The 21,253-nt window shown below is 44.2% G+C and carries 19 protein-coding genes, 1 tRNA gene and 1 pseudogene; 12 read left to right on the top strand and 9 right to left on the bottom strand.

The annotated features are described in order from the left end of the window. Positions 1-83: 83 nt before the first annotated feature. The 4 genes from glgA to ACYTPF_RS14385 all read right to left on the bottom strand — a co-directional run bounded on the left by glgA (position 84) and on the right by ACYTPF_RS14385 (position 4,252). On the bottom strand, positions 84-1,508 hold the full coding sequence (glgA, locus tag ACYTPF_RS14370) for a glycogen synthase GlgA (protein WP_461852695.1): 1,425 nt from the start codon (positions 1,506-1,508) through the stop codon (positions 84-86). A gap of 146 nt (positions 1,509-1,654) precedes the next feature. Further along, a complete protein-coding gene (locus ACYTPF_RS14375) occupies positions 1,655-2,737 on the bottom strand; it encodes a methyltransferase (RefSeq protein ID WP_461852696.1) in 1,083 nt (360 codons plus the stop codon). Then, positions 2,737-3,456 (bottom strand): tRNA (guanosine(46)-N7)-methyltransferase TrmB, encoded by a 720-nt coding sequence (gene trmB / locus ACYTPF_RS14380; RefSeq protein WP_461852697.1) that lies wholly within the window; start codon positions 3,454-3,456, stop codon positions 2,737-2,739. The genes ACYTPF_RS14375 and trmB overlap by 1 nt, the downstream gene beginning before the upstream one ends. Positions 3,457-3,547: 91 nt before the next feature. Further along, on the bottom strand, positions 3,548-4,252 hold the full coding sequence (locus ACYTPF_RS14385; RefSeq protein WP_461852698.1) for an alpha/beta fold hydrolase: 705 nt from the start codon (positions 4,250-4,252) through the stop codon (positions 3,548-3,550). Between the two features lie 132 nt (positions 4,253-4,384). Between ACYTPF_RS14385 and mutY the strand changes: the two genes are divergently transcribed. The 4 genes from mutY to ACYTPF_RS14405 all read left to right on the top strand — a co-directional run bounded on the left by mutY (position 4,385) and on the right by ACYTPF_RS14405 (position 6,465). Next, positions 4,385-5,452 (top strand): A/G-specific adenine glycosylase, encoded by a 1,068-nt coding sequence (mutY, locus tag ACYTPF_RS14390; RefSeq protein ID WP_461852699.1) that lies wholly within the window; start codon positions 4,385-4,387, stop codon positions 5,450-5,452. A gap of 58 nt (positions 5,453-5,510) precedes the next feature. Next, the gene (locus ACYTPF_RS14395; RefSeq protein ID WP_025256893.1) at positions 5,511-5,783 is read left to right on the top strand and encodes an oxidative damage protection protein; all 273 of its coding nucleotides are present in this window, start codon (positions 5,511-5,513) and stop codon (positions 5,781-5,783) included. A 151-nt stretch (positions 5,784-5,934) separates the two neighbouring features. Continuing rightward, positions 5,935-6,010, top strand: a tRNA-Phe gene (locus tag ACYTPF_RS14400). A 275-nt stretch (positions 6,011-6,285) separates the two neighbouring features. Next, positions 6,286-6,465 (top strand): DUF2986 domain-containing protein, encoded by a 180-nt coding sequence (locus ACYTPF_RS14405; RefSeq protein WP_179982074.1) that lies wholly within the window; start codon positions 6,286-6,288, stop codon positions 6,463-6,465. Between the two features lie 242 nt (positions 6,466-6,707). On the opposite strand, the gene ACYTPF_RS14410 is transcribed toward ACYTPF_RS14405, so the two are convergent. The 3 genes from ACYTPF_RS14410 to ACYTPF_RS14420 form a co-directional block, all read right to left on the bottom strand. Further along, positions 6,708-8,501 (bottom strand): polysaccharide lyase family 7 protein, encoded by a 1,794-nt coding sequence (locus ACYTPF_RS14410; RefSeq protein ID WP_461852700.1) that lies wholly within the window; start codon positions 8,499-8,501, stop codon positions 6,708-6,710. A gap of 213 nt (positions 8,502-8,714) precedes the next feature. Beyond that, complete coding sequence (locus ACYTPF_RS14415) at positions 8,715-9,869, bottom strand: MFS transporter (RefSeq protein ID WP_461852701.1); 1,155 nt, start codon at positions 9,867-9,869, stop codon at positions 8,715-8,717. Positions 9,870-9,973: 104 nt separating this feature from the next. Further along, complete coding sequence (locus tag ACYTPF_RS14420) at positions 9,974-10,867, bottom strand: LysR family transcriptional regulator (RefSeq protein WP_461852702.1); 894 nt, start codon at positions 10,865-10,867, stop codon at positions 9,974-9,976. Positions 10,868-10,971: 104 nt separating this feature from the next. Here ACYTPF_RS14420 and ACYTPF_RS14425 point away from each other — a divergent pair, with 104 nt between their 5' ends. After that, a complete protein-coding gene (locus ACYTPF_RS14425) occupies positions 10,972-12,156 on the top strand; it encodes an MFS transporter (RefSeq protein ID WP_461852703.1) in 1,185 nt (394 codons plus the stop codon). Here the strand turns inward: ACYTPF_RS14425 and ACYTPF_RS14430 are convergent. After that, entirely contained in the window at positions 12,153-12,446 is a 294-nt protein-coding gene (locus ACYTPF_RS14430; RefSeq protein ID WP_461852704.1) for a discoidin domain-containing protein, read from the bottom strand. The two genes, ACYTPF_RS14425 and ACYTPF_RS14430, sit on opposite strands and share 4 nt — an antisense overlap. Positions 12,447-12,618: 172 nt before the next feature. On the opposite strand from ACYTPF_RS14430, the gene ACYTPF_RS14435 reads away from it, so the two are divergent. After that, the gene (locus ACYTPF_RS14435) at positions 12,619-13,128 is read left to right on the top strand and encodes a hypothetical protein (RefSeq protein WP_461852705.1); all 510 of its coding nucleotides are present in this window, start codon (positions 12,619-12,621) and stop codon (positions 13,126-13,128) included. A 33-nt stretch (positions 13,129-13,161) separates the two neighbouring features. Here the strand turns inward: ACYTPF_RS14435 and ACYTPF_RS14440 are convergent, their stop codons facing one another. Then, a complete protein-coding gene (locus ACYTPF_RS14440) occupies positions 13,162-13,527 on the bottom strand; it encodes a hypothetical protein (protein WP_461852706.1) in 366 nt (121 codons plus the stop codon). Positions 13,528-14,484: 957 nt separating this feature from the next. On the opposite strand from ACYTPF_RS14440, the gene ACYTPF_RS14445 reads away from it, so the two are divergent. From ACYTPF_RS14445 to ACYTPF_RS14470, 6 genes and pseudogenes are all read left to right on the top strand, one after another. Continuing rightward, positions 14,485-15,156, top strand: coding sequence for a methyl-accepting chemotaxis protein (locus ACYTPF_RS14445; RefSeq protein ID WP_415858651.1), 672 nt, complete (start codon positions 14,485-14,487; stop codon positions 15,154-15,156). 56 nt (positions 15,157-15,212) lie between these two features. Further along, positions 15,213-15,578, top strand: coding sequence for a response regulator (locus tag ACYTPF_RS14450; protein WP_461852707.1), 366 nt, complete (start codon positions 15,213-15,215; stop codon positions 15,576-15,578). Positions 15,579-15,616: 38 nt separating this feature from the next. Next, on the top strand, positions 15,617-17,797 hold the full coding sequence (locus tag ACYTPF_RS14455; protein WP_461852708.1) for a chemotaxis protein CheW: 2,181 nt from the start codon (positions 15,617-15,619) through the stop codon (positions 17,795-17,797). After that, entirely contained in the window at positions 17,794-18,297 is a 504-nt protein-coding gene (locus tag ACYTPF_RS14460) for a chemotaxis protein CheW (protein WP_025256887.1), read from the top strand. Before ACYTPF_RS14455 ends, ACYTPF_RS14460 begins: the two co-directional genes overlap by 4 nt. Before the next feature lie 489 nt (positions 18,298-18,786). Continuing rightward, a pseudogene (locus tag ACYTPF_RS14465) lies at positions 18,787-19,110 on the top strand (PAS domain-containing protein); the annotation flags it as partial. Continuing rightward, on the top strand, positions 19,099-21,252 hold the full coding sequence (locus ACYTPF_RS14470) for a methyl-accepting chemotaxis protein (protein ID WP_461852735.1): 2,154 nt from the start codon (positions 19,099-19,101) through the stop codon (positions 21,250-21,252). The pseudogene ACYTPF_RS14465 and the gene ACYTPF_RS14470, both read left to right, overlap by 12 nt. The last annotated feature ends 1 nt before the right edge of the window (position 21,253 follow it).

Genomic DNA, 21,253 nt, shown 5'->3' on the forward strand with positions numbered 1-21,253 from the left:
TATACGCTTATATCGCCACTGCTTATAGTAAAGTCAGTGTTCCAATAAGGGGGGGAACGATAAAAGCTCAACAACAATAGCGACTAATTAGTCGCCGATAAATACAGCTGCTGATAATGTTTGGCAGACGTTTCCCACGTAAAGCGGGTTCTCATCCCCCGTTGCTGCATTGCCCTGAACTTGCCCTTATCTTCATAGAAAGCCAGCAGAGCACGTCGAATACAAGCTAACAAAGCATGCGGCGTAGGTTCATCAAACACAAAACCTGTACCTTCACTATCGTTGCTATAGTCAATGACCGTGTCTTTAAGCCCTCCTACTGAGCGCACAATAGGGATAGTGCCGTAAGCCAAGCTGTACATTTGATTTAATCCGCATGGTTCAAATTGTGAAGGCATAAGGAAAAAGTCAGCGCCAGCCTCTACTAAATGAGCATGCTCTGAACTAAACCCGTTAATAAAAGCGAACTTGTCAGAATGTTGTTGGGCAAACTCACCAAGATCCATACATACCTTTGGATCGCCAGTGCCTACAATGACCATTTGGATATTATGCTTAATCAGGTCGTCTAAAATGGGCAGTATATACCCGAAACCTTTTTGCTCTGTAAGGCGGCATACCATTCCAATAAGCGGAATGTCGCTATTCTCAGGCAGTGCTGACTTTTCCTGCAAAACCCGCTTACAGGCGGTTTTTGGATGAAGGTTATCTACACTGTAGTGCTCAGGCAGAAACGTATCTGTTTCGGGGTTCCACTGGGTGTAATCACAACCATTTAGAATACCGCTTAAATCGGCTTGACGATTTACAAGACGTTCGTGAAGTCCGTGACTACCTAAGTCGGTAAGCAGCTCCCTTGCATAGTTAGGACTTACAGTCGTCACTTTCGAGGCAAACTCAATACCGCTTTGCAGCATGTTGATGTACCCGCCGTGTACTTGCGCCAAGATGTTTGGGTGATGTCGAAGAAACGGGATGGTTTCTAGTTTGTGTACGCCTTGGAAAGCGGCGTTATGAATAGTGAATATTGTTTTGGTGCTATCGAAATACCCTGATTTGTCGTGGGTAAGTAAAAACGGAAGCATAGCCGTGTGCCAATCATGGCAGTGAATAATATCCGGCTTTTTATCAATCGCTTTAAGCGTTTGAAGAACAGCGCCGCTGAATAAACTAAAGCGCTCGCCATTATCTTCATATGCTTCAAAGGCATTGGCATATAGCCCTTCACGCATAAAGTAGTCAGGCGCGTCTACAAAGTAAATTGGAATGTCATGCCATTGCATGTAGCGAATATCGAAGTGGTACACTTGCCCTTCAGTGAACAGGGTTTGTTGCTCGGCTACCGTGGGCAGGTTCAATTGCTCTGCCAGTACTTGGTAATAAGGCATTATTATCGTGATGCTTTCGCCCATACTATGTAGTGCGAGAGGGAGCGCTTTGCCAACGTCAGCAAGTCCGCCAGTTTTGACCAACTCTTCAACTTCTGAAATAGCAAATACAATATTCACAGTTAATCTCCCAGAGCGTACATGTAGTGCACTCGTAATGCTTAAGTTAAGTGTACGAAAAGCGCTGAGTGCCACTGTGAAGTATCCACAATGGCATAAGCAACAGGTAGAAAAGCTAAGTTAGCATAAGCCAATGGCTTTTTTAATTATAAAGCTGCCTGATAAACAGAAAATTGAGAAGTTTGTGCCGTGGTATAAACCGTTTGGAAGTGCTCGGCGAGCAAACCAGGGTAGGGTAAGAATCGGTTCGCCACCATTTGCATAGTGCCACCACGGCTTAAGGTTGCCTTTGCATCTGAGATAAATCGCTTCGTAATGGTGTAGTCGGTTTTAATGCCAGTGTGAAACGGTGGGTTGGTGACAATATGCTGAACTTTATGGGAAAGCCCATGCAAACCATCCGCAGCATATAGGGTTGCTGACAATCCGTTTTCAGCCAGGGTCAAAGCACTACAATACACCGCAAGCGCGCTCACATCGGTAAGATGCAGCTTCAAATGCGGGTATTTAAGCATAATGTAGCTACCAACAACGCCAGCACCACACGCGAAATCTAGTACTTCACCGCTTAGTGACGTCGAAAGCTTTTCAAGCAGAAGCTCTGTTCCCGCATCCAGTTCTTTATAACTGAAAACGCCAGGCATAGAGGCCACATCCCAAGCTGTACCTTCAACGTGGTAGGTATTCATATCAAGCCAAGCATCGGGCTCAAAAGCAAGGTGAGGCTCTTCAACTAAAACGGTAATCAGGCTGCAGTGGCGCGCCGAATCAACTTTTTGCGTAGGGCCATATTGTTGCATTAACTTAGCGGCACTTTTAATACCGCCTTTGTTTTCACCAACCACATGTATTCTGCCATGTTGGCCAACCATACTTGCGGCCATTCGCAGTAACATTTGAAAATGGGTTTTTGCTTTAGGTAAGAAAATCATCACGTCAGTGTGAGATTTTTCTAAAGCCAAGAAAGGCGCAAAAATATGGGTATGATTGCCAACCTTTTGCGTCACCTCAAAGCCTGTGCGTGTAATGTCTCTGCTATCAAACGACACAGAGGGTATGACGCGTACGCACTCCGAAAAAATATCGAAATACTGGTGAAGAACCGTTACGTTATGCGATTTGAGAGCGTCTAGGAAATACGCGTCAGCAGGGTTAATAAATGCCCACTGGCCTTCATCAAAAAGCGCGATATTACGTTCTAACAGCTGGCTTTGAGGAGATAAAATCATTACTTAGTACGCTCGAAAATTAGATCCCACACGCCGTGGCCTAGCTTTTGACCGCGAGTTTCAAACTTGGTGATTGGACGGTAGTCCGGTCGAGGCACATAGTCACCGTCAGTTGCAGTGTTGGTGTAACCGTCGGCGTTGGTCATGACCTCTAACATATGCTCAGCGTATTGTTCCCAGTCGGTCGCCATATGAAAGCAGCCGCCAATAGCTAACTTGGTGCGAACTAACTCAACAAATTCGGGCTGAACGATACGGCGCTTATGGTGACGCTTTTTGTGCCACGGGTCTGGGAAAAACAATTGCAGGCGCGACAATGAGTCATCTGGAATCATATTCTTAAGCACTTCGACGGCGTCGTGCTCCATTACACGCAAATTTTCGACACCTTGCTCACTAGCATCGGCTAAGCATGCGCCAACTCCGGGGCGATGTACTTCAATTCCAATAAAATTTTTCTCTGGCGCGTTTGCGGCCATCTCAACTAATGACTTACCCATGCCAAAGCCGATTTCCACAACCACATCTGCGTCTCGGCCAAACAATTCTGGCAACGATAAGGGCGCGTCCACATAGTCTATGCCTTTGGTTGGCCAGTAATCTGCTAGTGCTTTTTCTTGTGCTTTGGTAAGTCTGCCTTCGCGTTTAACGAAGCTCTTTACTTTACTTACGTATACTCCAGCGGCTTCTGCTTCCGCCTGACTTTTGAATTGCCTCATTTGCAATGCCTTTCTAACCCAATTTTCTGGTGGCGCATTATCCACTTACCCACGGCTTATGCAACGCTATAGTGGTAAAAATGCTGTAATTTTATACGCTAATTTGTTTAGCAATAATAGACGCTACGGCGTTAGGCTGCTCAAGTACCAACATATGCCCCGCATCACTAACAGTGTGGAAAGCAGCTTTGGGTAACCCACTTTTAAGTTGCTTTATTGCTTCTGCTGGAGCAATTGCGTCTTGCTGGGCGGTAATAAAGGTTACAGGCACATTGATCTTCGCCAGTGATTTTACGGTACTCTCTCGGGGCGTTGTGGCGAGTGTGTGGTTAAGTAGTGTGGTTTTACCTAAATCCTGAGCCATTGATTTAACAACGCCTGCCACATTTTCATCGTCCAAACGTGAAGGGTGAATAAACCGTGAGAGGTAGGCATCATTGTCGGGTTTAAAGTTTCCTTGCTTAAGCATGGTAGTCAGCTGCTTACGCTTGGCAATTTCTTCTTTTGACAAACCTTCTGGGTTGTAGCCTATCAGAGTAACAGAGGCTACATTGGCAGGATTGCGCTGTGCGACTAGTGCCGCAATAAACCCGCCCATGGAGTAACCTACAAGGTGCACTTTTTCGTCATCGAGGATACGGTCTTCACTTAATGCCAGCATTTCTTCTTGTGACGACGCCCATTGAAGCGGCACATATCTGCGCTGTGAAATATTCAATGAGCGCCATAGTGGTAGAAATACGCGCTCGTCGCAGAGTGTACCGGGAAAAAACAAAACAGGGTGCTGCACAGACACGTGTGCTCCTTAACATTAAACTAGCTAGTTACATGCTACCATAGCGCGCTAGTTAATGAATGGTCGCTAGACAGAAAGCATAAAGCTTTATTAGTAAAAGAATAAGCAGTAGCTATATCCATATAGATGATTATGACAGAACAAAAATATACAGGAAGCTTTGCGGAGCGAGTGCTCGCATGGTTTGGCAAGTATGGGCGAAAACATTTACCTTGGCAGCAAAACGTAACGCCTTATAAGGTATGGGTGTCGGAAATTATGCTCCAGCAAACCCAAGTTACTACGGTAATTCCTTATTTTGAACGTTTTATGGCGTCATTCCCCTCTGTACATGAGTTGGCGAAAGCATCTCAAGACGACGTGCTCCATCATTGGACAGGGCTTGGTTACTACGCAAGAGCAAGAAACCTACATAAAGCTGCGAATACGCTGGTGGATAAGTATGACGGAGAATTTCCCTACAGCCTTGAAGAAGTCATGGATTTACCCGGAATAGGTCGCTCAACTGCGGGTGCCATATTGTCGCTGTCTCGCAATATGCGCTTTCCTATTTTAGATGGCAACGTAAAGCGTGTGCTGGCGCGTTACTACGCAATAGGCGGGTGGCCGGGGCAGAAAAAAGTGGAAAACCAACTTTGGGAGGTGGCAGAGAAAAACACGCCTACCAACCCAGAAGGTGGACGTTGTGCCAAGTATACTCAGGTGATGATGGACTTGGGCGCAATGATCTGTACGCGAAGCAAACCAAAGTGTGACAAGTGCCCGCTTCAAGCCGACTGTATTGCCTACGCTCAAGGTGCGCAAACCGACTACCCGGGCAAAAAACCGAAAAAAACGCTACCGGAAAAATCCACTTTTATGATGGTGGCACAGTTCAATAGCCAAGTGTATTTAGAACAGCGTCCTTCAACAGGCCTCTGGGGCGGTTTGTATGGTTTTATCGAGGTATGCGCAATAGAAGAGGGTATTGAGCAGCTTAACAAGCGGGGGATCACTGTTGAAGAGACCCGAGAGCTTGAAGGCTTCCGCCATACCTTTAGTCATTTTCATTTAGATATCACCCCAGTAGTGGCCGTGGTAAACTCTGCTCCAACAAAGCGCGTAGCTGAAACGGCATATCGGTGGTTTTCGTTGAACGAGCCTATTGAAGTTGGTTTAGCGGCACCCACAACCAAGATAATTCAGCAGTTAATGCGTTAGGCTTGTAAAGGTAGCCTTGTATTAATTGCTAAGCAGATAGCGAACGAAAGGAAATAACATGGCAAGAACGGTATTTTGTCGCAAGCTTCAAAAAGAAGCAGACGGCTTAGATTTCCAACTTTATCCGGGTGAACTGGGTAAGCGTATTTTCGACAACATTTCTAAAGAAGCATGGGCCGAATGGCAAAAGAAACAAACCATGCTAATTAACGAACATAAGTTAAATATGATGGAGCCGAATGCCCGTTCATTTTTGGAAGAAAAAATGTCGGCCTACTTGTTTGACGATGTAGAGCCTACGATTGAAGGCTATGTTCCGCCTGAAAAATAAGCAAAAAAGCGTTTTTTGAGCAAACAATGTGCAAACAGTAATAAAAGCGCAAAAAAAGCGAGAAAAACGGTTGACTTGTGAAGGCGAAAACCGTTTAATACGCACCCACAGCAGGACAGGCAGTAAACGCCTAGAACGCTAACAAGTTTCAGCCTCGATAGCTCAGTTGGTAGAGCAGCGGATTGAAAATCCGCGTGTCCCTGGTTCGATCCCGGGTCGAGGCACCATCATCGAAGCCCTTGCAGAAATGCGAGGGCTTTTTTGATCCCGGCGGTTGGAAAACCAAGCACACGCTAACGTGCCCCTGCGGCTGCGCCGCGCGTTGCAATCCCGGGTCGAGGCACCATTATTCAGAGAGCCCTTGCAGAAATGCGAGGGCTTTTTTGATCCCAAACCACTTTCCTCTATTTTGAAATTTGTGCTCGCGAAAACACATATGGCGGCTTTAGCGGTGTGCATCGTATAATGCGAGCATTGAGTGCAAAAAGTTAAAGAACAGAGCATGAACCGTCGTAAGAAAATCTTCACTAAGCTTAAGAAAAAAGATAAGAAAGCTAAGGCTAAACTTCATAAAAGCAATAAGCCAGCGTACATCTCTAAAGCTGAACGGGCAAAGCTTGCAGAACAAGAGCACGATGAATTGTCTGGGACCGAAAAAAGTACTAAACCAGTCGACAGATAATATTGCGGTCAAATATGGTGATGAATTCACTCAGCTAAAACAATGGGATCGTTTTTTCTGTCCAGCTGGGGTAAATAATTTCGAATACGTATGTCATGGCGACACACCTTTATCCATTTTGGAGTGCTACCCGGGTAACACGAAGTAGCGCACTATCGAGCCTTGCGCTTTTTGGAATTGCAAGAACAGAGAGAAAGAAAATAGCCAGCTTGTAGTTAAGCTGGCTATGTTTTGTAGGCTATTTAGTCATGCGTTACATCAAGCGCATAGAAGGTCGCTTGAACATAATCATCCCCATCGCCCGTATTGTTTTGATTGTAAACGCCTGCTTTAAAGTACATGTAGTCATCTGCAACATCGTAGCCGCTATTACTCATATCCACTTCTTCAGTTAGCGTAGGTTTACCCTCGCGTAATATTTTAACAGTAAGGGTGTTGCCCGTTACGTCAATTTCGTAGCTGAACACTTCATTTAGTGCAATGCCGTCGCTAGGTTCGCTTGCTGAGCTAGAGCGCGAACCAATCATTTCATACCATTGCTCGGCATTGCCATTACCAGGCTCATGGGCAAAGTAAATCGAGCCTTTGTCATGCCCAGGTAGTTTTCTGTAGTAAAGGCGCACAGGCTCATCTGAATCTGCATGTATCTGCCCTATGATTACACGACCTACTTGCCCGCTATCGCCCGTCGTGGTGACGTGATTAACAGCAACAGTAGCTTTCATATTACCATCAACGCCGCCTGCCGCATTTTGTGCAGAAGAGGGAGCAGAACTAAATACCCAATTGTTTTTATTAACGCCTTGAGTATCTATAGATGTGTCACCTGCCCGTAGCATTTCCCGAAGCTCAGAACGAGTATAGCTAGTGTTAGTTGATGTTTTATAACCATCTATTTCGCTCCTAAACGTCATTCCACCGTCGTTAGCCGTATAAAAGAAGCGACTGTCTTCAAAGCCTGCGTTAAGTTCGTCTTCTTTAATTGAATCTGCCTTTCCATTGCCATCATCGTCGGTTTGAATGCTTAGATACCAACGAGACAAATCGAAATTAGTTGACGGTGGCGCACTTGGATCTAATGACGGATTCGAAGTTGGCGGCGTAACAGAGCCACCTTCATAGACTTCAACTTCTGTGATATTCGTCCAAGTTGAATTTGCAGTGTTAGAAAAAGTTTTAATGCGAATTTGTTGAGCGGCAATATCATCAATATCAAACACTTCAATATTAGAAGTATTTCCACTGCTCACGTCATCAAATACTTTAGTCCACGAGCCGCTTGTGCCTGGGCGTGCGTATATTTCAAACGTGTATGCGTGCGTATCGCCTCGACCCCAGGCTATGCCAACTTCTGATACCGTAGTGGTTTCGTTAAGCTGAACCGTTAAATTCACCGGCGAGCCGCTACCTGCCCAACGTGATGAAAAGTCGGTATTACCGTCAATAACGTTGGTCGCAGGATAACTACCATGGCCGCTACCATCGTCAAACGCGGTATTAATTGAAACAGAGCTTCCAGCATTGCCCGTAGATGGTGAATCTGCGTCTGTTCGAGTTAGTTCCCATTGTTGGTTTACATTGCTATTGCTAGAAGACCATAGATACAACGGCTGTTGTCGTGCTGCGCCGTTCCCGCCGTCTATCGAATAGCCAGAGGCGTTGCGCTTCTGGAAGCGATAAAGTTCTGTACCGCTGATCACCTTTATTTTTTCCCAATGCTGATCGTAATTCGATGCATCACAAGGTTCTAAAGTTATAGCTTGGCCATTAGAGCCGCCGCTACCACCGTCCCAACAAAGGTTTGTATCTTGTTTTTTATATGAGTAATAGCCATCTCCATGACTAATCTGCACCCACTGCTGGTTAACATTGTTGAGATTCGTGTTCCATAAATAGGGTTGTTGTCCAACAACCGCTCCACCGTTTCCATCTATAGAAAACGCAGTGTTATTTTTTTCCATTACAAAGGTTGCTGCGTGTGCATTAGTAGCGGCTATAGCTAAAAATGCACACGGTAGGGTAAAGGCAACTTTCATTATAAAATCCTTACTTAATTATCAAAAGGTATAACCAATTTAATACCAATTTGTATAAAATTGGTTAACATAATGTAAGTGCATATTTGGAATAGATCAAAACAACAATGATATTTATTTTTATTATCACGTATAAATAAATGAAAATGTTGATTATTTTTATCTTGTCATATTTCTATTAAAACTTATTGGTATTACCAATTTGTGTCTAGTTTATCGATTAATAGTAAGGCTTATGAGCAAAACACCACACGCAATCGTTGAAACACCGTTCCACCCAAATTGAGAATAAAGCTTCACACCGGCAGATGAGCCTACAGCGCCGCCAATGTAATAGCCCAGCATATATATACTGTTCACACGACTTTGTGCTTGTGCATCTATGGAAAAAACTCTGACTTGATTGGCAACTTGAGCGCTAAACACCCCAAAATCGATAAGTACGATACTGGCGACCAGCCCCCAAAGCATGTTCTGGGTAAAAACTGAAAGGGCAAACCCTGCGATGATAACTAACACTGAATAGGAAACGCTTTGTGCTGCACCCAATTTATTTACCCATCTACCCGCTAATTTGGCACCTGCGACACCGGCTAAAGCAACTATGCCGAACATACCGGCTTGTTGGGCATTAAAATAGAAGGGTGATTCGCTTACGTGTAGCGCTAATGTAGCCCATAATGCGTTAAAAGCAGCAAACCAAATCATGCCAGTATAGGTAGCCTTTCGAAGTGTCTTATATTTTTTAAAAAGTTGTAGCAAGCTTTTTAACAGCGACGTATACGACATAGAAAGGTCAGGCTTTTGATTGGGCAAAATGAGATACAGCATTAGGCCCACTAATCCAGCCAGAAGCGCAGACATTACGAAAACCGCGCGCCACCCGAAGTGAGTCGCTATAGTGCCGCTAATGGTACGAGAGAGCAAAATGCCTACGGTAAGCCCCGTCATAACGGTAGCAATGGCAGGCCCTTTTTTATCACCACTCATCATCGACGCCACTAAGGGAATAATCTGCTGAGTAATATTGGCACTTAAGCCAATTAACACGCACGCTACACCAAGCATCATGATATGACTTGAAACAGATGCGGCGCTCGCTCCAATAATAAGCAATACCGAGAGCACCCCAATGATTTTTCGCCTTGCTACGACATCGCCTAACGGTGATATGAAAATGATTGCTATGGCATACCCTATTTGCGCAAGGGCAGGAATGGCGCCCAGCGCACTTTCTTTAACCCCTAGGCTTTCGCCTATTAAAGGCAGTATAGGTTGGGTGTAATAAAGGTTAGCTGCAGTAGCGGCAACAGCGCATGCTAAAAGAAAAAGTTGTTTTTTTGTGAGTTCTGAAAATGTGGGCTGCAAGACAATCTCCCGTATCCTATTGATAGAAAAATTGTACGTGCCTTTAATTTATACTAGAAATGATATTATTGTGGATGACTTATCTTATAAATGCATAGATATAGTTATAGCCTAAATATATCTTCGTTCTCTTTGTACCAAGTTAACCAAGCGTTGGTAGTAGCCGATGCTTGGGTAGACCAATGCATACAGAGTTCTACATTCATACCCGGATTTAAAGGAATAAATTTGCAGCCATTTGTTTGTAAGTTTTGTATACAGCTAGGAGCGAGTGCAACACAATTGCTACTGGCCACTTCTGTTAACAAAGCCTGCATGGAATGAGGTTCACTTACTACATTTACACCTAAATTTCTTTCGTGAAACAAAGCCATAATGTTATCGAACTGATTGGTAGCGTGGGCTCGGGAAAACAATATTAGCGGATACTTTCCAGCCATATCTGGTGAAATTTCACTTAATGTGTGTAGTTCGTGTTTATCTGAAACTACAACTTGTATTGGATCGTAAGCCACCCGCTTTTCTTCGAGTAGTGGTTTATAAGCATCAGGAACGGGACGGGAAAAGCCAATATCAATGGCGTTTTCGCTAAGGGCCTGAAGTTGTTCGGCAACAGTCATTTCAATAATTTTTACTTTTACATTTTCGTGTTGCTTTGAAAACTGCCGCAACATGTCTGGCAAAAAGTGAGCGCATGCAGAACTAAGGTAACCAATTCTCAATAGACCTTTTTGGCCGCTTTGTATTAATTTCGCATCTTCTTTTGCGTCACGACAGTGTTTAACAATAGCTTGCGCATGTAGCAGGAAATTTTCCCCCACCTCAGTTAGCTCCACGGTGCGTGTATTGCGTAACAGCAAAGTAACCTCTAAATCTTCTTCCAGCGCGTTAATGTGGCGGCTTATTGCACTTTGCACTGTGTGTAGCCGAGCAGCCGCGGTTGAAAAACTCTTGCATTGTGCGACTTCAATAAAGGTTTTCAGGTGCTTAAAGTTCATGATTTATGCCATTTAGAGATTAGTGAGGTTGAATAATATCATTTAAAGGATTGCTAGCAAGGCGTTAGCATCGCTAAACAGTTTAACTAGTAAGAGAGCACTTTATGAATACCTCTAATAACCTTTCGCGCACTGGTGAGTTTACATTGCTCTTATGCGCCACCCTTACAATTATGGTTGGGGCAGCTGTTGCTCCGGGGCTGATTGCTATCGCAAAAGGGCTACAATTTACTCAATACCCATCGTTACTCATCACGCTGCCTGCACTTGGAGCTATCATTTTCGCTCCGCTTTTTGGGCGATGGATAGATAAACACGGGGCAAGAAAAACGCTGTTATTAAGCTTATGGAGCTACTGCTTGCTAGGCCTATCTGTTGTGTTGCTTAGCAGTGAAATTCTTATTGCTGCAAATCGCATAATATTAGGCGGGTTTGCTGCCGGTGTTATGGCTGCAGGAACGGCGCTGATATCTCAATGGTACACAGGGGAAGCGCGCTTAAAAATGATTGCCAAGCAAGGAATGGCTATCGAGCTCGGTGGCGTAATCTTTCTTTTTATTGGAGGGATACTAGCGCAGGCTCATTGGAAGGCGGCGTTTTTACTGTACGGCATTGCAGCAGTATGCGCGCTACTAGTTGTTTTTTCCGTACCGAGTAATCAAAAAATATTAACGTCGAGAAATCGCACTAGTGATCATAAAGCGAAAGACGTTGTGTCCAGTTTTTCTGGTATCAAATCCATTCTTAGCTTTGCTGTATGCGCGATGGCGCTATTTTTCAGTATGGTTGTCTCTTTACCTCAACACCTTGAAGCGCTTGACTACTCGGAAGCGCATATCGGTTACATATTGTCGTATATATCACTGGTTGCTGTGGTTGCAGCTTCGTTATTGCCTAGGTTTGTTAAAGCGATAAAAGAGAAAAGAACACTTTCGCTTTCATTTCTTTGCTTTGGCGCAGCGTTGTTCGTTTTCGGGAGTTTTAGTGAAATACAGGCAATAATGTTAGCAGCGACGTTCGCGGGTGCAGGCTTTGGCCTATCAATACCACTACTCAATCATGCGACTGTAGAAATAAGCCATGAGGAAAATAGAGGTAAGAATCTCTCTTTCTTTGCGATGGCAGTCTTCGCTGGACAATTTTTCACGTCAATTATCGACTTTCTTCCTGTAAATCTAAACCTGGTGTTTTTTATTTTCTCAGCAGTGGCAGTTTGCGTATCTATTGGCGCTTTCTCATCAACACTATTTTCAACACTTCTTAGCAAGTTAGGTACAAATAGCGACTAAAACCTGCTCACATCATCAAAGACTTTCGTCCAAGAGCCGCTAGTTCTTGGGCGTGCGTATATTTCAAACGTGTATGCCTGCGTATCGCCTCGACCCCAGGCTATGCCAACTTCTGATACCCTAGTGGTTTCGTTAAGCTGAACCGTTAAATTCACCGGCGAGCCGCTACCTGCCCAACGTGATGAAAAGTCGGTATTACCGTCAATAACATTGGTCGCAGGATAACTACCATGACCGCTACCATCGTCAAACGCGGTATTAATTGAAACAGAGTTTCCGCCTAAGGGCATACGAAAGGGTACTTAACTTAGCGAGTGGTGCACTTGTTGATTTTTAATCTAAGCAATTTCATGCACTTAATCGTTGAGGTTTGATTTAATGCGTTTTGCGTTTTGCATGGGCTACGATTAGGCTTTAGTTGTGGACTTTCACAATTTAGATTAAGAGGGAGTTTTAATTATAATGCCAAAGTATATTCATAATTTTCTATCATCGAATAAATGCCATCGAGCACGTTCGAAGCCGCCAAAAGTAGTCAAATTAGGTACTTATGTATCACTCTTCGTTGTTTCATTTATTGCATTTCCTGGTTCCACTTTAGCAAAAACGGTTTGTAGTACTGAAGTGGTAGAAGAAAAAGGCACCCCTACTCTTAGTTCTGGGCTGATTGATGCAATGTATGAAGCAATTAGCACTAACACTTTTGACCTTGAAAAACCTTATACTTTGATAAGTAAGAAACATTTCTGTATGGGTGTAGGAGAGTCTAATAAAGGAGCCGAAAGTTCCCTTGAAACTCTTAACAGTGTCCCAAATCCTGATCCAGCACCGAAAGAAGGTGATAAGCAAACAGTCAAGCAGACTAGAGTTGATGGAAGCAGGGAGTGGACTTATACTTATGTGGATGGAGTTTGGGTATTGACTGGATACAAATACACACCTTTGCCTGATGCTGATAGTCTGGATCCATAATTGACCAGCCTCATATAAATAGATCCGCAAGCGCTACGACATCTGTACCAAACTTACAAACTCTTGACGCGAAGACACATGGAGCTGTGCTTTTAGTGGCTTATTAACGCCCGTCCGAAGTATCTGAACCGTTTTCGTACCTAAACTATTATCTGCACTAATTTCAGACTCCTCACAGTCTCCAATAACCCATACTTCATTCGTAGCTGGTTTATATTTTTTAACCATATAGTCCAAAGGCTTACGCCACAAAGCCAGACGCATTTCTTGACTTGAAAAGGGAGTTAAATCGTTACGTTTTTCTGACTCGATGGCATTGAATAGAGGTAACAATATGCCTTCACCTACACTATTGTTCGGTGCTAAGCACCTTTCGAAATCAAAAATTAATAATGGCATTTATGGCTAAATTACTAGGGAGTGGCGTGTGTCATAGGCACACTTGAATGTTTCAATTTCAGAAAGAGCACCCTGCATAGTCGCGCACTTGTCGCATAGTGGAACGAAGCCAAATACTCTGAAAACAAGCTTGATAAGAACTAGTTTGCGCTTTTTAGACGCAGTTAAAGCCAAAGAGCGCTTTTTTTATAAAAAACTTATGCATGTTCTTGCCTACTTTTCAAAATGGGTACTACGCTTACCTCATGTGTGCAAAGCCAGCTAATCATAACGTTGTTACCCAGCTTAGCTAACAACGTTATGTTGCCTTTGCGCTAGGCTTTTTATCTATGGGCGCTCGTATAGTGTGCCCAGCGCTTTGTAATTCGTGAACCAAGTAACGTGCTTAATTATGAAAGAGTACTGTTGAAGTTAAGTCGCAGTGTTTTTTCAAGGAGAGTTTTTTTGTCATCTAGTAACTTACCCTCAATACAGCAAGGGGCTTTAAAGAGCATATATGTACTTTGTGTAGTAGGCATAGCTGCTTCTTGGGCTTTGTTCTTTTTTGTGTCCGCGCTCACAGCGCTTGCGGTACTAACAGGCGTAGTTGTCTTTAGTGCTTTCGCTTATAGCAAAAGTGCGGATGAAGTTGACGAGATCTATCCAAATAACGACTCCCTAGGGCAAAGCGAACAAGCGGGTAGTGCTGATATCAAAAAAGCGAGCGATGAGCTTGCTCTGTCTTTAAGCACATGCGACAGCAATTTATCGTCCATCAAGTCTACCCAAGATGACGCCGTTGAAACTTTATCCAATGCCTTTAGCAGCTTAAAAGCCCTTGTTGCACAGCAAATTCAATGCATTGACGCGTTATTGAGCGTTGATAGTGCGCAAACACAATCATATTCAGAACGCATGCGTACGTTCGCACAAGAAACTGACGGAACCTTAACCGAATTTATCGATTCAACCGAGCAAATGTCCTCTTCAACAAAGCACCTTATGGAACAAGTCCAAACTATCCAACAGGCCATGCCTACGGTTATTGACGCGCTTAGCGGCATTGATGATATCGCCGCGCAAACCAACTTATTGGCTCTAAATGCTGCGATAGAAGCGGCAAGGGCAGGCGAAGCAGGTCGAGGTTTTGCGGTTGTAGCTGATGAAGTACGCGCATTATCAACCCGCTCTACACAATTTAGTGACGTCATTAAAACCCAAGTTGAGAACATTCGTAGTTTGGTAGACAAACTCACCGATACTGCAGAATTTGTAGCCTCGCAAGATATATCTCAGGTTGTTAATGCTAAATCACACATTAGTGATCAATTGGCCGAAATCATTAGAAAAGCAGAAGCGGATCTTGTAACTACAAAACAGATTGAAGATATAGGTTCACAGCTTGATGAGTCGATAAACGCAGCTATTCGAGGTATGCAATTTGGCGATATAAATGGCCAGCATATTCAATATACCCAAGACATGATTTCGTTCATTAAAGAACAGTTGGCAACGTTAGATGCCAGCAATATTGAGCGTTTTGTCAGCGCATTAAATGAGTACCAAAAAGGGCTCGCTGCGAAAGGTAAAAATGATCACAACCCGGTGTCTGCAACCTCTATGGACGCTGGAGAAGTTGAATTGTTCTAAGCTAAGAAAGGACAGGAAGCACTGTCAGTAATGACATATTTTGGAGAAGTGAGCATATGAGCAAACATATTTTAGTTGTCGACGATTCAGTGTCGATTCGTCAAATGGTAGAGATGACATTAAAGGGCGCCGGATATACCGTCACCACAGCCCAAGACGGTCAAGAAGCGCTGGATAAATGTAAGGGGCAGCAATTTAACTTTGTACTCACTGATCAAAACATGCCTCGTATGGATGGCCTTACGCTTATTAAAAGTTTGCGTGGTTTAGGGGCCTACAGCAGAACCCCAATTGTCATGCTTACAACAGAAGCGGGCGATGATATGAAAGCGAAAGGTAAAGCTGCAGGCGCAACTGGCTGGATGGTAAAACCTTTCGATCCAAACAAACTTCTTGACGTTACTAAGCGTGTCTTAGGTTAAGCCTATCTTCTAATACCTTAAGTCTGGAAGGATTCAGAATGAGCATCGACATTGAACAGTTCCATAGTGTGTTTTTCGACGAGAGCGACGAGCATCTCGACGATATGGAACAGCTATTGATGAGCTTAGACGTCGAGTCTCCTGATCCAGAAGAACTCAATAGTATTTTTCGAGCAGCCCATTCCATAAAGGGCGGTAGCGGTATTTTCGGCTTTGATGCGTTGATGAACTTAACGCATGTGATGGAAAATTTACTCGACAAGGCTCGTAACAATGAACTTAGCGTCACAGCTGACATTGCAAATGTTCTTTTAGAAACTCTAGACGTTTTAAAAGACACCTTAAACGCCTACCGTGATGAAACTGAAATTCCACAAGAAGGCATCGATGAGCGCATAAAAATACTCAACGGTGTTATTAACGGGCAACCCACTGATGCTGAATCAGATGGCAACTATGGGTCAACTGAAGTAAGCGCAAACGCGCAAAACGAAAGTGAACAGGATGATGGCTTCGGCTTCTTTGATGATGAGCCTTCTGAGGCCAGTTCAGCTACTGACGATGGTTTTGGCTTTTTCGATGAAGAGCCTGTTCACAATCAATCTAGCGAAAGCAGCGAAGCAGACGATGATGGCTTTGGATTTTTTGATGACGTATCTGATAACCGCGACCTTCAAGAAAGCGAAACTACCCAATCGTCACCACAAGCTGATGAAGGTTTTGGGTTCTTTGATGATGAAGAAACCCAAAGTAACCTTGTCGAGTCTCAAGCGGAAAAATCAGAAGCCGGAAAAGCTGAAAGTGGTAACAAAGAGGAAGGCCAAGGCTTTGGCTTTTTCGAAGACGTACCTTCGGCTAGCCACATAAATACTGCAGTAAACACAACTAACGATCAGCAAAGGCAAAGCGCCAAGACCTCACAAAACTCGGCAACAACATCTAACGGTGTTAAAGCACCACAAACGGGGGCTGGCTCTACGCCTGCAACGGATAAAAAGAAAACTAAACCTTCTACGAAAAAAAGCACCGCCCGAGAGTCGGCTTCAATTCGAGTAGATACCACGAAAATTGACGCCATGGTTAATCTGGTGGGCGAACTGGTAATCACCCAGTCAATGCTATCTATGATAGGCCAAGATGTTGATGGGCAAGTTGGCGAGCGGCTACAGCTTGCTATTGATGAGTTACAGCGCAACACCCGAGAAATTCAAGAGTCGGTCATGTCTATGCGCATGCTTCCGCTAACTGCAACTTTTAATCGCTTCCCCCGTTTAGTAAGAGACCTAGCAGGAAAGTTGGGTAAACAGGTTGAACTGGTACTTCAAGGTGGCAGTACGGAAATCGATAAAAGCCTAATTGAAAAGATTGTCGACCCGCTTACTCACTTAGTGCGCAATAGCATTGATCATGGCATCGAAATGCCAGAAAAGCGTACGGCTGCTGGCAAGCCGGAAAAGGGCACGGTTATCTTAAGTGCCGAGCAAAAGGGCGGCAGTATTATCATCAGTATTATTGACGATGGTGGTGGCCTTCATCGCGATAAAATTCTTGATAAAGCGCGAAGCAACGGGCTTGCCGTATCAGACGATATGCCTGACTCAGAAGTATGGCAGTTGATTTTCCAGCCTGGCTTCTCAACTGCCGAAGCTATTACCGATGTATCGGGCAGAGGGGTAGGAATGGATGTGGTGCGTCGCAATATCGAGTCAATTGGCGGACGCATTGATATTGAATCGAGCGCTGGAGAAGGCTCTGCTTTTTTCATCCACCTGCCGCTTACGCTTGCCATTGTCGACGGCATGTGTGTGTCAGTAGGTAAGCAAATCTTTGTTGTTCCTCTTTTAAATATTATTGAATCTTTCCAGCCCACAAAACAGCAGCTTAAAACCTTGGGTAACGACACCGTACTTTACATCCGAGACCAATATTGGCCTTTAGTGCCTCTTTACGACTTTATGGAAGTAGAGGATGCAGCACTTTCTCCAACAGAGGGCATTGTGGTGTTACTTGAAAGCAGTAAAAAGCGCTTTGGTATTTTGGTTGATGCACTAGTGGGCCAGCAGCAGGTGGTCATTAAGAGTTTAGAGGAACACTACCGTAAAGTGGCTGGAATAGCGGGGGCAACCATTATGGGCGACGGAAAAGTCGCACTTATCATTGATGCAGACTCCATCGCTACAACCTACACCTCCAGCCAAATAGAGGAGTTACTTTCATGAGTGAAACTGCCTTGCATCAAGCGGTTACTGGCGGACAAGACAAAGAATACTTAAGTTTCGTGCTTGGCGATGAGCATTACGCCTTGGACATAACAACAGTGAAGGAAATCAGAGGATACGAACAAGTTACCAAAATTGCGAATGCGCCAGCGTTTATAAAAGGCGTAATTAATTTACGTGGTGACATAGTTCCTATCGTGGATTTGCGTATTAAGTTTAACGTTGGAGAGGCCACATATAACGACTTCACAATAGTGATAATGCTGAACATTCAAGAGCGCATTGTTGGCATCGTGGTAGATGGTGTATCCGATGTTATTCGCTTGTCTGAAGAGCAAGTACTTCCGCCACCAGAGTTTGGCGTAGCCTTTGACAGCAGATATCTACACGGTTTAGCCGATGTGGATGAAAACATGGTCATTCTGGTGAACATTGAGAGCTTAATAACCAGCGAGGAGCTGGGTTTAGTTGCACCTGATAGCGTTAACGACGACGCGTAGTTACAAGGTCCTTCACTAAACGGAAACACCTGACATTGGGAAATATTAGTTATGGGCGTATTTAATTTTCTTAACGGCGAAGAATTAAAAATAGCGAAGCACGACGCGCTATTAAAGTCGAATATTTTAAAGGCGAGTACTTCAAACTTGTTGGTTATCGACAAGTCTGGGGTTATTCATTACTGCACACCGGCATTCCTGCATATGGCAAAAGCCTACTCTAAAGACTTTTCTGTCGGCGGTGGCGAATCCACATTATCAGGAAAGCACATTGACGATATTACAGTCAGTTCAAGCACAGCAGAAAATCCGTCTTATTTACTCACCCATTCTACAGGTGGTAACAAGCAGCTTGTTTCACTTGCTGAACATAGCTTTTGTGTAAGTACATCTGCAATAACAGCGGACGAAAACGGCACTCAGCTTTTCGTCAATGAATGGCAGGACAACACAGAAAATAAACGTAACAAAGGCATGGTCGATGCCATTATGCGAAGCCAAGCTGTGATCTCCTTTACTACAGATGGGGAAATATTATCGGCTAACGACAACTTTCTATCCGCCATGGGTTATAGCGAGGCTGAAGTAGTAGGAAAGCACCATCGTATTTTTGTAGATAGTGACTACGCACAAAGCGATGAGTACAAAGCGTTTTGGACAAAGCTAAAAAGCGGAGACGTACACAGCGGTGAGTTTTGCAGAATCAATAAACAAGGCGAAGAGGTATGGATCCAAGCTACCTATAACCCTGTGTTTGACGACAACGGCGAGGTGGATTACATCATTAAATTTGCCTCTGACATTACTGCACAAAAACAGAAAAATGCAGATTTTGAAGGGCAAATTACCGCCATTAACAAATCTCAAGCCGTAATCGAGTTCGACCTAGAGGGAAATATTTTAAACGCCAACGAAAATTTCCTTGCCGCAATGGGCTATAGTTTGTCAGAAATTAAAGGGCAGCATCATAGTATGTTTGTCGACCCAAGGTATAAGCTAAGTGCAGAATACGCTGCTTTTTGGCAGAGTTTAAAAGCAGGAGAGCATACCGAGGGTGAATACAAACGCATTGCCAAAGGCGGCAAAGAGATATGGATCCGTGCGTCTTACAACCCCATTTTTGACAGTACTGGCAAGCCATTTAAAGTAGTTAAATTTGCCACCGACGTAACGCAAGATAAGCTAAGAAACGCGTATTTCGAAGGGCAAATTAACGCGATTAGTAAATCTCAGGCGGTCATCGAATTTGATGTAGATGGCAATATCATTACCGCTAATGACAACTTCCTCAACACTATGGGTTACCGCCTAGACGAAATTAAAGGTAAGCATCATCAGTTATTTGTAGATGAAGAAAATAGACAAACAGAATCGTACCAGCGTTTTTGGTCTGAACTTAAAGAAGGCAAATTCTTCTCTGGCGAATTTAAGCGAGTAAGCAAGTCAGGTAATAGCGTATGGATCCAAGCTTCTTATAACCCAATAGAAGACATGAACGGTAACCCGTTCAGAGTAGTTAAATACGCAACCAACATCACTGAAGACAAGTTGAAAAACGCTTATTTTGAAGGTCAGTTGAACGCCATAAGTAAGTCTCAGGCTGTCATTGAATTTGACCTCGAAGGCGTAATCTTAAACGCGAACAGCAACTTTTTAGCCGCGATGGGCTATACCCTTGACGAAGTAAAAGGTAAGCACCACAGTATTTTTGTAGATCCTGCCTTTAAAAATAGCCCCGAATACGCAGCCTTCTGGGAGCAATTGCGTCAAGGGGTTTATGCCAGCGGCGAGTATAAGCGTTTCGACAAATCAGGAAAGCCAGTTTATATCCAAGCCTCTTACAACCCCATCTTAGACCAAAACGGCAAGCCGTTTAGAGTAGTGAAATACGCGACAGATGTTACAGGTAGAACCTTAGCAGTAGAAAGCATCAAATCTATTATGGCGAGCTTAACAGAAGGCGATTTATTGAAAACAATAGATGAGCCACTAGATGGTGATTTCAAAGTACTCGGTGAATCCATCAATCACTTTATTGGCGAACTACGCGACACCATTGTGAAAATTCACACTGCTGTTGAAACCATCGATACTGCTTCAAACGAGATAGCCACGGGTAACGCCGACCTGTCTAGCCGTACCGAGCAGCAGGCTTCAAGCTTAGAAGAAACTGCCTCAGCCATGGAAGAACTAACGGGAACGGTGAAGCTAAATGCAGAGAATGCTGACCAAGCAAAAGGGTTGGCAAGTCAGGCGTCTGACGTAGCATCTGAGGGCGGCAAAGTTATTGAACAAGTGGTGCATACCATGGGTGAAATTAATGACTCAGCCCAGCGTATTTCCGACATTATCGGCGTAATCGATGGCATTGCCTTCCAAACAAACATACTTGCACTAAACGCAGCCGTTGAAGCGGCAAGAGCGGGCGAACAAGGACGCGGATTTGCAGTTGTTGCCTCTGAAGTAAGAACGTTGGCCCAGCGCTCTGCAGAGGCGGCAAAAGACATTAAGGCGCTAATTTCAGCATCAGTGGAAAAGATTGGCGATGGCAATGTATTGGTGAATAAGTCTGGTGAAACCATGGCCAATATCGTCACAGCGATAAAGCGTGTTAACGACATTATGTCTGAAATTGCTGCTGCGTCATCGGAGCAAGCCACAGGCATTCAGGAAGTGAGCAATGCGGTGGTTCAAATGGACGAAATGACCCAACAAAATGCTGCCTTAGTTGAACAGGCAGCGGCAGCCGCTGACAGTATGCGGCAGCAGTCGGGTGAACTCGCGCAGCGGGTATCTGTTTTCAAAGTAGGAAATAGTCGAAAGCCGGAACAGATCTCTGAGGTGCGCTCGTTAAATGGTAGCAGTGGGTTACCTAAAGAGCGCGAAGTGCCAAAGCAGCGAATTAAAGCGCTGAATCCAGCCGCGCCTGATGCGTCGGATTGGGAGGCATTTTAGT

Source organism: Alteromonas sp. HB246098 (genome assembly GCF_054890645.1).